The 13,866-nt window shown below is 34.0% G+C and carries 10 protein-coding genes; all 10 read left to right on the top strand.

Translation table 11 applies throughout. The features are described 5' to 3' along the window. The 10 genes from ACYSNW_RS12090 to ACYSNW_RS12045 all read left to right on the top strand — a co-directional run bounded on the left by ACYSNW_RS12090 (window position 1) and on the right by ACYSNW_RS12045 (window position 13,859). Window positions 1-1,317, top strand: a complete 1,317-nt coding sequence (locus ACYSNW_RS12090) for a YhfT family protein (protein WP_461744798.1) — start codon at window positions 1-3, stop codon at window positions 1,315-1,317. Window positions 1,318-1,333: 16 nt separating this feature from the next. Then, window positions 1,334-2,227 carry a phosphotriesterase family protein gene (locus tag ACYSNW_RS12085; RefSeq protein ID WP_461744796.1) on the top strand — a complete coding sequence of 298 codons (894 nt, stop codon included), beginning with the start codon at window positions 1,334-1,336 and terminating at the stop codon, window positions 2,225-2,227. Then, window positions 2,224-3,321, top strand: coding sequence for an aminotransferase class V-fold PLP-dependent enzyme (locus tag ACYSNW_RS12080; protein WP_461744794.1), 1,098 nt, complete (start codon window positions 2,224-2,226; stop codon window positions 3,319-3,321). Before ACYSNW_RS12085 ends, ACYSNW_RS12080 begins: the two co-directional genes overlap by 4 nt. A gap of 11 nt (window positions 3,322-3,332) precedes the next feature. Then, window positions 3,333-4,256: a GntR family transcriptional regulator YhfZ gene (gene yhfZ / locus ACYSNW_RS12075; protein ID WP_461744792.1), complete on the top strand. Its 924-nt coding sequence runs from the start codon at window positions 3,333-3,335 to the stop codon at window positions 4,254-4,256. Between the two features lie 13 nt (window positions 4,257-4,269). Next, window positions 4,270-4,620: a PRD domain-containing protein gene (locus ACYSNW_RS12070; protein WP_461744790.1), complete on the top strand. Its 351-nt coding sequence runs from the start codon at window positions 4,270-4,272 to the stop codon at window positions 4,618-4,620. A 3-nt stretch (window positions 4,621-4,623) separates the two neighbouring features. Then, a complete protein-coding gene (locus ACYSNW_RS12065) occupies window positions 4,624-5,778 on the top strand; it encodes a YhfX family PLP-dependent enzyme (RefSeq protein ID WP_461744788.1) in 1,155 nt (384 codons plus the stop codon). Between the two features lie 5 nt (window positions 5,779-5,783). Then, window positions 5,784-7,007 (top strand): phosphopentomutase, encoded by a 1,224-nt coding sequence (locus ACYSNW_RS12060; RefSeq protein ID WP_461744786.1) that lies wholly within the window; start codon window positions 5,784-5,786, stop codon window positions 7,005-7,007. Further along, window positions 7,008-8,024 carry an amidase family protein gene (locus tag ACYSNW_RS12055; protein WP_461744784.1) on the top strand — a complete coding sequence of 339 codons (1,017 nt, stop codon included), beginning with the start codon at window positions 7,008-7,010 and terminating at the stop codon, window positions 8,022-8,024. A gap of 1,266 nt (window positions 8,025-9,290) precedes the next feature. Next, on the top strand, window positions 9,291-9,971 hold the full coding sequence (locus ACYSNW_RS12050) for a hypothetical protein (RefSeq protein WP_461744783.1): 681 nt from the start codon (window positions 9,291-9,293) through the stop codon (window positions 9,969-9,971). A gap of 138 nt (window positions 9,972-10,109) precedes the next feature. Next, window positions 10,110-13,859 (top strand): pectate lyase-like adhesive domain-containing protein, encoded by a 3,750-nt coding sequence (locus tag ACYSNW_RS12045; RefSeq protein WP_461744781.1) that lies wholly within the window; start codon window positions 10,110-10,112, stop codon window positions 13,857-13,859. The last annotated feature ends 7 nt before the right edge of the window (window positions 13,860-13,866 follow it).

The raw sequence follows: 13,866 nt of genomic DNA, 5'->3' as shown, positions 1-13,866 counted from the left end.
ATGGACTCATCGAAAATTATTGAATTGATTTCTATTGCTTTGTTAGGTGGTTTAGCTTCGGTATTAGCTAATAAAGGAATCGCGGTTTTTAACGATGGTTTGAGACCGATCATTCCAGAGTTTTTGGAAGGAACGATTACGAAAAAAGAATTAGCTGCAACTAGTTTTGCCTTAAGTTTTGGTTTGGTAATCGGCTTTGGGATTCCAGTTTCAATTGGCGCGTCAATCCTACTAGTTCATAGTGTTTTATTGATGACGGATATTATTGGAACGTGGGCACCAGTAGGGAAAAAAGGGTTAGTCATCTCAGCGATTGTGGGAGCTATTTATGGAATTGGATTGGTTCTTGGATTACAAGCAGTTGTTGATTTGTTTGCGATGATGCCTGTGAACTTTATGGATGCTCTTTCTCAAGTTGGGGCGCCAGTTGTTATTTCATTTAGCATTTTCCCAGCAGTAGCGATTGCTAGTCAACATGGGTTTAAAAAAGGTGGTATTTCATTTATTGCTACTTTGTTAACGCTGTTTGTCGTTAAACGCTTTGGAACGTTTACACTTAGTAAAGGAACGACCTTCACTTTAAGTGCAGAAGGGATGTCGCTATTAGTCGGAATGATTTTTATGATTTATTACGCGATTCAAGTGAAAAGTGATGGCGCTAATTCGAATGAAAGTTTAGTCAGTGTCTTTTTAGAACGTGTAAATCGAATCAAAAAGAATTGGATTTGGTTATCAGTTATGGGTGGCTTAGTAGCAGCTGCAACAAGTTTGATGATTATTGCGGGCGATCCGATTTCATTAAATTTACTTGCGGAAGGAAAAACACAAGAAGCTGCTTTAGCAGCTTTTGCTAGAGGAATTGGATTTATTCCTTTGGTATTCTCAACAGCTATAGTTACAGGTGTTTATAGTCCAGCGGGAACAACTTTTGTCTTTGTAATTGGGATTTTATTAAAAGGAAATCCAATTGTTGCGTTTATTGTTGGAGCAATTATTATGTTTATTGAAGTTCAATTACTTACGTTAATGGCGAAAGCATTAGATAAATTTCCTGGGATTCGTGAGATGGGTGAACATATTCGAACTGCAATGAATAAAGTGTTAGAAGTTGCATTATTGATTGGTGGAGCAATGGCTTCAGAAGCTATCGCACCTGGGATTGGTTATTTCTGGGTTATTGGACTATTGTTGTTAAATCGTAAAGCGAAAAAACCAATTGTTGATTTAGCGGTGGGGCCGATTGCGGCAATTAGTTTAGGCGTAATTGTTAATATTTTATATTTCTTAGGATTATTTGTACCAGCTGTAGCTGGCTAAAAAGGAGTAACTTGATATGACAGTTTTAAAAGAAGGCATTACGTATATGCATGAACATACGACAATTGATTTATCGCGTTTGAAAAATATTGATGATACAAATTTGAATTGTTTCGAGGAAACGGTAAAGGAATTCAAGCAATTATATCGTAAAGGTGTTCGTAATATTGTTGATGTGACGAATATGGATATGCGCAGAAATCCAGAATATGTTCAAAGAGTAGCAGAATTAACGCAAATGAATATTGTCCAGGCAACAGGTTTTTATCAAGATAAGTTTTTACCTGATTTTGTAACAGATTTTACGGTGAATCAGCTTGCAGAATTTATGATTCGTGAAATCACAGAAGGAATTGCTGAAACAACGATTAAGGCTCAGATTATTGGCGAAATTGGCACAAGTAATAATCAAATGACTGTTCGTGAACGTAAAGTTTTTGAAGCTGCAGTGATTGCTCAAAAAGAAACCAACGTTCCAATTACCACTCATACAACTTTAGGAACCTATGGTCATGAACAAGTCGCTTTTTTTAAAAAGCAACAGCTAGATTTGAGTAAAATCGTGATTGGACATGTTGATTTAACTGGAGATATTGATTATATTCTAGCCATGTTAGATGAAGGGGTTTATGTTGAGTTTGATACTATTGGAAAAGAAAATTATCAACCTGATCTCTTGCGTGTAGAAATGTTAAAACAAATTGAAGAAAGAGGTTATACAGATAAAGTCTTTTTATCAATGGATATTACACGCAAATCGAATTTAGTATATAAGAATGGAATTGGCTATGCTTATTTATTAGATACATTTGTTCCTTTGGCTTTGGAAAATGGTGTTTCTGCCTCTTTTATCAAAAAAATGTTAGAAATCAATCCACAACGTTTTATGAATCGTGAGGTGAAAGTATGATTGTTCATCCATTGAAAAGTTTAAGCATGGAAGAAGCGACCATGTTACAATTTAAATTAGTAGATGCTATTACCAAGGTGTTTCCTGGAAATGAAATTTTAACAAGAGGAGACCTTGGCGTCGTAAAAGGTCTAAATCAGCCAGTTACGACACACAAAGTAGAACAGGTTTTAGCTGATTTTTTTGAGGCTGAATCTGCGATGTTAGTTCGTGGTGCAGGAACCAATGCCATTCGCTTAGCTTTACATGCAGCGATTGGGAGTGGTGGGAAATTGTTAGTCCACCAAGCGCCGATTTATCCAACAACCAACGTTTCACTTGAAATGTTAGGAATACAAACAATAGAAGCTGATTTTAATCAATTACAAGAAGTGATACAGAAAATAAAAGAAGAAAAACCAACAGGTGTTTTGATTCAAGTGACTCGTCAAAAACTTACGGATGCTTATGATTTAAAAACATTAATTCAAGCGATTCGTACAGTTGACCCCGACCTGCCAATCATTACAGATGATAATTATTCTGCGATGAAAACCAAAGGGATCGGCAGTCAAATGGGTGGTAGTTTAGCTTGCTTCTCTACCTTTAAATTATTAGGACCAGAGGGAATTGGCTGTATCGTTGGTAAAGAGCAATATATTAAAAGGCTTCGAGCAGAAAACTATTCTGGAGGCGGACAAGTTCAAGGACATGAAGCTCTAGATGTATTAAAAGGGTTGATTTATGCCCCTGTTTCCTTAGCTATTTCAGCAAAAGTCGGCGATGAAGTTTGTCAAAGGTTGAATCAGGGAGAGATTGCAGGCGTGGAACAAGCTTTTGTGGTCAATGCTCAGTCTAGAGTTGTTATTGTAAAATTAACGACGAACAATGCAAAAGAAATCATTGAGGCAGCGACGAAGTTGGGTGCATTACCGAACCCAGTCGGCGCCGAGTCGCAATATGAATTTTCACCATTGATTTATCGAGTCTCTGGCACCTTTAGAGCAGCCAATCCAAGTGCAGAAGAGACAATGATTCGTATCAATCCAAATCGAGCTGGTGCAACGACGATTTTAACTATCTTACAAGCAGCAATGAACCAAGTGAAGAAATGAGGAGTTAGTAAATGAGCGGAAAATTTCTAAAGAAGAAGGGCATAATCATCAATTATCTGGCTTCTGATCTTTTGCAATTAAAAAAAGGTGATCGCATTTTAAGTATTAGTGATTATCAAGAAAAGTATGATACTGCCCGTGGTACAGTTCAAAATGCTTTGAACTACTTAAAGGCTGAAGGGGCTATTACGTTAAAAAGCCATGGACATTTAGGGACATTTATTGAAGCAATCGATTATTCAATTCTTCAAGGATATGCCTTGTCAGAATCCATTTTAGGAACGATGACCTTACCTTATTCTACTTTATATGAAGGCATGGCAACGGGAATTTATGAGGCGTTTAAGGATCATGCAATCAATTTGAATTTAGCTTATATTAGGGGATCTAAAGAAAGAATCCGCTCGATTTCTAATAAAACATATCGCTTTGCTGTTGTGTCAAGATTCGCGGCCAAACAAGCAATTACTCAGAATGAACCGCTAGAAATTGTGGTTGATTTTGGTGAACATACGTATTTAAGTGAACATATTTTAATGTTTTCTAGTGAAGATAAAAAAATGATTGAAACGGGAATGAGAGTAGCTATCGATTACAGCTCTCTAGATCAACAGCTATTAACACAACGATTGATTGAAGGAAAAGAAGTGCAGCTAGTTGAAATGCAAGGACATCAAATCATGCATTCATTAAACCGCCAATTAATCGATGCTGGGGTTTGGAATTATGATGAAATTCGAGATAAAAATTATCAAACTATTCATTATTCTGAATTACATGAGGGTGATCTGGAATTAGATATGAGTGCTGCTGTGATTGTTTGTCACGAAGAAGATCATTCAATGAAAGCTGTATTTCAAAAAAGCATTGATAAAAATAAAATATTGACGATTCAGTCTGAAGTAAAAAATGGAACAATAATTCCAAGGTATTAAAGGAGCAGTAAAGATGATTGAACAAAAATTAACTGTGTTATTAGATTCAGGTGTGATTGACGAAGATACTTATGAGTATATAAAAAATGTATTAACCTATTTGTTGGCAAATAAATTAATTGCAGATTCTCAGCAAGCGGATGTTTTTTTAACTCATTTAGCAATGGCTGATGGGAGACGGAAAAAAGGAGAATCGGTCAATGAGCTAGAACCATTTATTTTAGAAGAAATCAAAAATGATACGAACTACTTACATTCCATTGAACTATGGCAAGATCTTCAAAAAATGGCAAATAAATCATTTGATGATTCGGAATTAGATTACTTCTATCTTCATATTATAAATATGCTCAGAGAGGAGTAAAAAATGTTTTTAGATGTAACGAAAAGAAGAAATCCATTATTAATAGATGTAGCTAAAGAACTACATCAATCAGGAGCGATTTTACCAGATACGTATGTTCTTGATTTAGATACGATTTTTGAGAACGCTTTAGCATTGAAAAATAGTGCAGATCAAGCTGAAATCGAATTGTTTTATATGACAAAACAATTAGGCAGAAATCCTCTTGTCGCACAGAAAATTCGTGAAGCCGGAATTGAACATGCTGTAGTGGTAGATTTTAAAGAAGCATTAGTCATGATGGAAAACCAACTACCAATTGGCAATATTGGACATTTAGTTCAAGTTCCGCAAAGACTTATGGAACAAGTGATTGAGTATGGCGTGAAATTTATTACTGTCTACTCAGTTGAAAAACTACAACAAATCAATGAAATCGCTAAAAAATTAGACAGAAAGCAACAGGTTTTAGTAAAAGTGATTGAACCAGATGATCAAATTTATGAAGGACAATTTGGGGGTTTTCATTTAAGCGATTTACATGAATTAGGGAAAATAAAGCAAAAGTTGACCAATATTGAAATTAGCGGAGTGACTTCTTTTCCTTGTTTCTTATTTGATGGGATAGAACATCTTGTTCCGACTCATAATGTCAAAACGATCGAGGCAGCCAAACAAATTTTAAATTCTTATGGAATTCAAATCAAAGAGTTGAATATTCCATCGGCAACTTGTAGTAATACGATCCCTATGATCAAAGCTCTAGGTGGCACGCAAGGTGAACCAGGTCATGCGTTGACTGGTACAACACCACTACATGCAAAAATGGATCTAGTCGAAAAACCTGCAATGCTTTATGTTAGTGAAATTTCTCATAATCTAGATGGGAATAGCTATTTTTATGGTGGTGGTTACTATCGTCGAGGTCATTTGAATCAAGTACTAGTTGCAGAAAATGGTATAGAAAAAGTTGACCGTGTTTTGCCGTTTGATAATGATAGTATTGATTATTATTTAGCCACAAAAGCAAGTCATGCTATCGGATCAACCGTATTAGCCGCTTTTAGAACACAAATATTTGTGACAAGAAGTGATGTGGCAGTTGTTTCTGGCATTCAAACGGGTATCCCGCAACTTGAAGGAATTTATGATAGTCAAGGAAATTTAATTAGAAGGTGAAGAAAGTGGGTAGATTTGTAGTTATTGTTTTAGATAGTTTTGGTGTTGGGGCGATGGCTGATGTTTCAAGCGTTCGTCCAAGAGATGTTGGAAGCAGTACGGCTGGTCATATTATAAAAAGTAAACCAGATGTCCAACTTCCAACATTAGAGAAATTAGGCTTAATGAATGCTCTGGGAGAAGAAATAGGACATCACCATTTTTCACCAACTGCTAATTATGGCACTGCGAATTTGGCACATCACGGAGCCGATTCTTTTTTAGGACATCAAGAAATTATGGGAACGACACCGAAAGTCCCTTTGATTCAACCATTTAATCAAAAAATCGATGAAGTGGAAGCCAATTTAGTAAAACATGGGTATCAAGTAAGGCGTGTAGGTGAAATTGGGACTCAAATTCTTGTTGTAAATGAATATGCCACAGTGGGAGATAATTTAGAAACTGATTATGGTCAAGTATACAATGTCTCTGCTTGTTTAGATTTGATTGATTTTGACGCATTAAGTGAGCTAGGTCATGTGGTTCGTGAAGTCGTTCAAGTGTCAAGAGTCATTACTTTCGGAGGAAAGAATATTACTTTAGACGACTTATTAGCTGCTAGAAAAATAAAAAATAATGAAATTGCTGGAGTAGATGCACCTGAGTCGGGAGTCTACAATCATGGCTATCAAGTTGTCCATTTGGGATATGGGATTGATAAAAATGTGCAAACGCCAACTCTTTTGGATAAAGCAGGTGAAACAGTTTCTTTTCTTGGTAAAATTGCAGATATTGTGCAAACATCCAGTAATCGTTTATTTCCAGGCGTTGATTCAGAAATGCTTTTTGACTCGTTGCTTAGTGAAACAAAAGCGAATAAAACTGGCTTTATCGCACTTAACATTCAAGAAACCGACTTAGCGGGTCATGCAGAGGATGTCGAACGCTATGCTGATCGTTTAGAGCTGAGTGATAGAAGAATTGCTGAACTGATTCCTTTGTTAGAAACAGGAGATATTTTAATTGTGATGGCCGATCATGGAAATGATCCAACCATTGGGCATAGCAACCATACGCGCGAAAAAGTTCCATTATTAATTTATAGTAAAGGAATTTCGAACAAATACATTGGTGAAAGACAAACCTTAGCAGATGTGGGTGCGACTGTAGCAGCGTATTTTAACGTTCCTATGCCACAAAATGGAACTTCTTTTTTAAACGAGTTATTTGAGAACGGAGATTCCTAAATGAAAAATGCGAAAAAAACTTTTTTAGCTTTAGCGAACCCTTACAATTCAGTTATTAAAACTTTTCCTAATATTATTGACCATGAAGTCGAGGATAAAGAAATTTTTTATTTAGGTGTCAAAAATGTTTCGACGATTCCACTCGCGTTTGTTGATCACTTAGAAAAATCAAGTATCTTTCAACATACGATTGATAAAGCTAGCCTATCGGGAAGAGCCGTAGATCTATCATTACAAAATCCTATCACTGGAAAACCAATGACTGGTTCGTCAAGTGGAACAGCTATCAATGTTTTTTTGGGAATTAACGACATTGGGTTGGGCACGGATGGCGGTGGCTCCGTGTTGGCACCAGCTATGGCGTTAAACTTATTTAGTTTTATTCATCCCCAACTTGGAGAACCCTATTTTAAAAGACGTGAAAAGAAGCTTTCGACTGATGGTCATCCATTTTCCCCTTCTTTAGGATTTATAACGAAAGATTATTTTTTACTTGAACAAACTATTGTTGCTCAATTCAATTTAATAGAAGAAAAAAATCAGAAGGCAATAAAAATTGCGCTAGATAAGGAAGCTATTTCAGATGCAACAAAGTATCAGGATGAGTTTGTTATAAATGAAGGATTAGATTTTTCAGATAAATATCAAAAATCTAGAAATGACTTAATCAAACAGCTAAATGAATTACTAGCTAACTATGATATAGTCATTTCAAAAGAGGGACCTATTGAAGTAGACGGTTTTGGTGATACAATTTTTGGGCATTTTGATTCAGAGACACAAAAAATGCAAATAAAGGCGAATAAAGGATTTGTTAGAGTAGTGACAATGGTCGGTGCTTCAGCTATTAGTGTTCCTTGTGGCGAATTTGCTAAAGGGTGGTTGCTTATCTGTAAATCAGATTCAAAATCAATCCAAAAAATGTTGCAAGTAGCTAGCCAGTTACAATTGCCTAGTGATGAAATAAGTAATAGGTATTTTGGAAATATAAATGCTTACTTTGAAAATGGTGTTTAGGTGAAAATTACCAAAGGGAACCAATCAATTCTTCTAAGTTTAAGAGCAAGAAATAGATAGAGCAGAAGGCATTCTACGAAAATAAGTGACATATCACAAAAAGTTGAAGAGCATGTATATAGGAATCATTCAGTAGTGAATGAAAATCTTTCGTGTTTTGCCAGCTTAGTGATAGGTCGCTTAGTTTGGTATATTACAAATAGAAGAAAAGAGAGCGTTGATGATGCTGTGTAGTTAATTGAGTTATAAATCTTAATGGCTGTTTTTTTCCAAACCCATTGTTGAAACTAAATGTTATTAGGGTCTGTTATTTTATTTATACGAATATTTAATAGGTAGTAACCTTTAAAAAAGTCTATTTTATTTTTAGAATTTAGCTAACTTTTTAATAGGATGTTCTTTTTTTACTTAATTATTGTTTTTCTATATAATCTCCTGGAAATATTTAATTGTTAAACTAACAGATTAGACATGATTCTGTTGAATTATCTCTAATTAGTCAATTTTTTTCAAAGAATAATCGTAATTAATTATTTCATTTTTTTTACAAGTCGATATCTAAATATTAAAAAAAAATTTTTTATCAAATATTTTTGATAAAATAAATAATAAGTAAAACTTTTAGTTTTTTAAACCATTTGATAAATTTATTATATCAGACTCTATTGATGAGGATAAAAGAAAACAAAAAGATAAAAATCTATTAAAAAAGTTTCGCGGATTTAAGTAAACCAAGAAACTTTTATAATAGATTTTTTTAATAATGATAAGATAATTTAATTATATTCGAAGTGCAATCTAATGTCTATATCTATTTTCAATTTTTTTGTCATTTTTTTAGAATTATTAATGTGAAAAATGACTTTTTTATATTGTGTGTCTATTCTCCTTCTTGCTACCTACTCCAGTTCCCAATTATTTCTTTCTATTTGATTTGATTTTATAAGTAGAATTAGTCAAATGCTTCTTATATTCCGTCAAAAAAGTCGTCAGAATTAAATACGTCCTTATCATTTGTAAAATTCTTTCATAAAAGTATTCAAAAGGAAAATAGCTTGATAATATAACGTTTTTTGGTTTGAGGTATTTAAATTTATCTCAAATAAAATAACGTTTTTTTTATTATTGAAGCTAGCTAATTAGACTACATACCCCGTCAAAAAAAACGTCAAAAAAAGAAATTTGATTTAAAAAACCTTATTTTAAAGCCTTTTTAGGCAATTTTCTTGGTTTACTTAATTTCAAGAAAAAAAGGGAGCGATTTTGATGTCTATATTAGGTGTTTTAGCAGATAAGGAACTATCTCAGATGGAATTAGATCCTCTTTTAAATTCCCAATCTTATCGTTTGATCCAGGTAAAAGAGAAGGAGCAGTTTGAAGAGTTAGATGGATTAGTTGTTTATTTAAATAAGGAACAGAACTTACCAGAAGTAATCGAATGGCTATTGTTTTCAAAATCAAATCCTGATGTCTTTGTTTGGATTGTTTCTTCAAATTCGTTAGATCGTGAACAAGATATTTTGTTTGAATTAGGGGCGAATGACGTTTTAACTTCAAATGATTGTATAGATAAATTGCCCTATATCATAAAAAATACGTTCAATCGAGTGAAGAAAAGAAAAAGTGATCGTCCAAAAGAAAAAGCTCGTGAAATATTGAATGAAAAAAATCAAACAGTATTAGTTAACAGGGAAGAAAAGCCATTAACACGAATTGAGTATCGAATGTTTCATAAATTATTAGAAAATAGCGATACTACAGTAGATTATGAAGAACTATTTACTGCTGGACGATTAGTTGTTCCTGAAAAAATCGATAAAAAAGAGATTGCTTTTCGTGTTGCAAATGTTGTTTTTCATTTACGTGAAAAAACGAGCGGAAGTGTTGATTTCAAAATAGAAACAGTGCGTTCTAAGGGGTACATTTTACGTTTGAAAGTTGAATGAAATATATTTTTACAAAAAATATATTAATTACATAGTACATTTTTTTAAAAATATATTTCTAACTACTGGTAATGAAGGGTGGTGTTGCAAAAGGGGGAAATAATTAAGTATTCAAATTTTTAAGGAAGGAGGAAAGAAATGAAAAAGAAAAGCCGAATTATTGTATTTTTTTTACTGACTATTTCACTTATTGTATTACTTTTTAATAATTCATCTCATTTGAAAGCAAAAGAAGATAGTGGTGAAAATTTAGCAGAGACGGTTATTTCAAATAGCAATGAGATAAGTAATTCAGATGATGAAACTTTCAATAAGCAAACAAGTAAGGAAGTAGAAAGTGAGCGTTCATCTAGTATAGAAGATACTCAGTCTAATACCTCTACTTACTCAGATACTCAAAACATAAATAATCGTGCGATTGAGACTAAATTTAGCAACCTTAGTGATTTTAACTTAGCTAGTGACGGAACTGGAATTGTTGCTAATAATATTGGGAAATCAATGACTGATATCCAAAGTTATAATGGAAACGGTGAAGCGATTAAGCAAATGATTCTTAAGGAGAGTGAAGCAAAAGCCTACGGAATCGCTAATGGAGCTATTTCTGATGTCACTAGTCAAATCCAAATAAATGATTTAAATGGATTAGATCAAGTTTCTTCAAATGAATTACAAGAATTTCATTTGATTATGACAGTACCTGCTAGTGTTTCTGGTACTGAAAAAGATTTGACAAGTGAAGTGATAGTATATATTGGAAAAGTGGCTACAGTTGATACTTGGACCAAGTTTGACACGGCTATGAGAACGAATGATATTCAAATTATTAATGTTCAAAGTAATATGACAAATTCGAGTAGTACTCGTACTGATATTACTAATTCTAGTAGAAAAGATTATGTTGTTTTAGGAAATGGTCATTCAATTGATTTTATTGGCTTCTCATATAGGTGGCCAAGTAATTTGAACGTTGTTCGAAAAGCTGTTGTAGATAATTTAGATATGTATGGTGGTCATTATTATGGACCTTTTACCATGTGGGATGAAAATAAAATTGGATCTAGTATAACTTATCGAAATTCTAATTATACAGGGTCACAGCTAACCGCATCTTTTCAAGCAACACTACGATTTGAAGGGAAAAACATTATAAGTTCTCAAGATACTACTTATATATCGTATGACGGAACGAAAAGAAATATGGCCAATACACAACAATCTGGTTTAGAATCACATACCACGGTGATAGCTGAAAATTCTGATACTACAATTCAAACAGAACAAGGGGATGCGTTAATTTTAGGTGGTTGGTATTCTAATACTGGACAAGTGGCTTCTGTTCAACCGTCGTTAACCCTTCAAGAAGGAGCTAAATTGAAGCTTCGAACTAATGGAAATAACGGAGAAACGAATTCTTGGCAAAATACACCCTATAACAACCTTCCATCAGTTATAAACATTCAAAGAAATGGAAGAATTGATGTTGGAAAGAACGCTCAATTGACGGCTGAGTCTGCAGACAACACAACTCGTGTACTTGTGCAATTGGGATATAATAATACGCAAACTCAGTGGAAAACAAGTATTAATTTAAGCGAAAATAGTGTCTTTAATGTCAATGCAAACGGTCCAATTGCAAACGCAAATTCTCGGGCTGGAATTATGATGCAACAAAATTCTCAAATTAATATTGGGAAAAAGGCGACTATGAATATTAATGCAACGAAAATGACAACGGGAGTTTCCCTAATTTCTATGGGAACCAATTCTCAATTTAATGTTGCTCAAAGTGGTCAATTGGCTATCAATAAAGACGGCGGATCTGGAAGAATATTAGATCTTTCAAACGGATCTAAATTCATAGTTCAAGATCAAGGGGTTGCTAAATTTACTTCCTTTAATGAAGGATTATCAACAAGTTCAATGATTTATGGAGGAAATGGTTCAAACTTTATTATTGGAGATAAAGGAACATTCGAATCTGTAATTAAAAATGGAACTGGAAACCGAAATATGCTTGAATTTGGATCAAATACTGTTTTTCAATTTTCAAATGCACAAAAGGTTGATTTAGACGCACGTGGAAATGCAAATGCCAAGCTTGTAAATATGACGAATCCAGGTACATTTAAAGCAGATATTCAAGCTGTTTCTGCATGGAAGAAAGCTGATTCTGCGAAAGAACAACCTACCTACAATTGGACACCAATGTATGGAGCTAATGTAACGTACAACGGCATTAATACAACGAAAGTAGTTGGGAATAGTGTTACTAAAAAAATTCAAAATGATTTTATTAGTAATTACAGAACTGAGAATTTTTCCAGAGTATTGTATGACTATATTCCTGATGTTGTTATAGGTTTGGACCAACCAAGTGATAATAAGAAAATAGAAACTGGTCAAAAACTGACTGGTGTGGTAAATAACAATGCTGCGATTCTTTTTTACAAAGTGGTTGATGAGAATGATGCGAGTAAAGATGTTTTGTTAACAGAGGCTAAAGTGAATTCTCCAGTAGAAGACGATGATCGGAAGTTCCATACTGTAGCTGATGGAAATGGTAAATTTAGTTTTACATTACCAGACGATGTTGAATTAAAGGCTGGAGAAAAAATCAAAGCCTATGGATGGTTAAACGGAAAAGAGAGTTCTGTCATTCAAACGGTCTTGGATAAAACGCCACCAAGTGGAGAATCTGTCGTTTATAATTCAGCAGTAGATGATCCAGTTCCGGATGCAAGTTTGTTTGTTAAGAATGCAACAGATACGAATCCAGTGCCACAAAATTTTACTTATAAATTTAATACTGAAACTCCACTTGATGTGATTGAAAATGACATGAAAACTGCTGGAGAATATGTAGTGAAAATTGATTTAGCTGATGAGGCTGGAAATACAACAGTAATTTCTTCTAAGTTAGTGGTTCACCCTTATAAGCAATTTATCTTTGGCGATAACTTTGAAACAAAACGTGAAGAAATAAAAAACATGTCAGATACAGAATTGACAAGTTTTATCTTAAGTAAGAGTACTCCGAGTGCTTACAAAGTTTCAAATGGTATAAAAACTGATTTAACCAATTTAATCACCGTTACAGATTTTGGTGGATTAAATAATTATGATTCATTACTACCAAAAGACTATTTTGTTGAATTAACCGTAAAAGCATCAGATTCAGGATTAGCTACAGATCTTTCTACAAAAATTATTGTGAAAGTTGTCAAAAGTATTGGCACGATTACAGCTGAATTTTTAGATGAAAAAGGGAATTCTATACTTGATTCTGTGAATGTTGATGGAATAATTGGTGAAACGGTTGATTTATCAACAAATGATGCAATTAAGGCTGCAATATCAGCTGTTGAACTAAAAAACTACGATTTAAATCAACGACCAGCGAATGAAACAGCTGTTCCAGTGACAAGTGAAGGAACGACAGTCCAGTATCGTTTTAAAGGAATGTTGATCATTAAATCGAAACCAACGGATTTAGATTTTGGAATTAAATCTGTCGGGAACGCAACAACAAAAGTGGATAAAGCAACGTATGATACCCCATTAGTTATATGGGATAATCGAGCGGATTTAACGAGTTGGACTTTAACCGCTCAACTTGAAGATTCCTTGCGAAGTCAAGTTGACACAACAAAAATATTACCAGATGCTATACGCTATAAAGTTGACAGTAAAACGACACTTCCTATTACTGTGAATGATGCTCAACCAATTACCGTACATACCCATGATGCTGCAGGAGAATACAACATCAGTAGTGAGTGGGACAAAGGAAAAACTGGGTTTCAATTGGAAATTCCGGCTGGCGGTGTTCGTAAGTTAGGTGAATACCAAACAACGATTATATGGCAATTGGGAGAAACCCCATAATGCAAGG

It is taken from the genome of Enterococcus sp. LJL99, from assembly GCF_054871725.1.
Note: the sequence above shows the minus strand (reverse complement) of the source record. Positions and strands in the feature narration are given on the sequence as shown.

What these genes read in the sequence shown, in the direction of transcription:
- ACYSNW_RS12070 (WP_461744790.1), top strand. Translation starts at nt 4,270, where the DNA reads ATGATTGAACAAAAATTAACTGTGTTATTAGATTCAGGTGTGATTGAC.
- yhfZ (WP_461744792.1), top strand. Translation starts at nt 3,333, where the DNA reads ATGAGCGGAAAATTTCTAAAGAAGAAGGGCATAATCATCAATTATCTG.
- ACYSNW_RS12090 (WP_461744798.1), top strand. Translation starts at nt 1, where the DNA reads ATGGACTCATCGAAAATTATTGAATTGATTTCTATTGCTTTGTTAGGT.
- ACYSNW_RS12050 (WP_461744783.1), top strand. Translation starts at nt 9,291, where the DNA reads ATGTCTATATTAGGTGTTTTAGCAGATAAGGAACTATCTCAGATGGAA.
- ACYSNW_RS12080 (WP_461744794.1), top strand. Translation starts at nt 2,224, where the DNA reads ATGATTGTTCATCCATTGAAAAGTTTAAGCATGGAAGAAGCGACCATG.
- ACYSNW_RS12055 (WP_461744784.1), top strand. Translation starts at nt 7,008, where the DNA reads ATGAAAAATGCGAAAAAAACTTTTTTAGCTTTAGCGAACCCTTACAAT.
- ACYSNW_RS12085 (WP_461744796.1), top strand. Translation starts at nt 1,334, where the DNA reads ATGACAGTTTTAAAAGAAGGCATTACGTATATGCATGAACATACGACA.
- ACYSNW_RS12045 (WP_461744781.1), top strand. Translation starts at nt 10,110, where the DNA reads ATGAAAAAGAAAAGCCGAATTATTGTATTTTTTTTACTGACTATTTCA.
- ACYSNW_RS12065 (WP_461744788.1), top strand. Translation starts at nt 4,624, where the DNA reads ATGTTTTTAGATGTAACGAAAAGAAGAAATCCATTATTAATAGATGTA.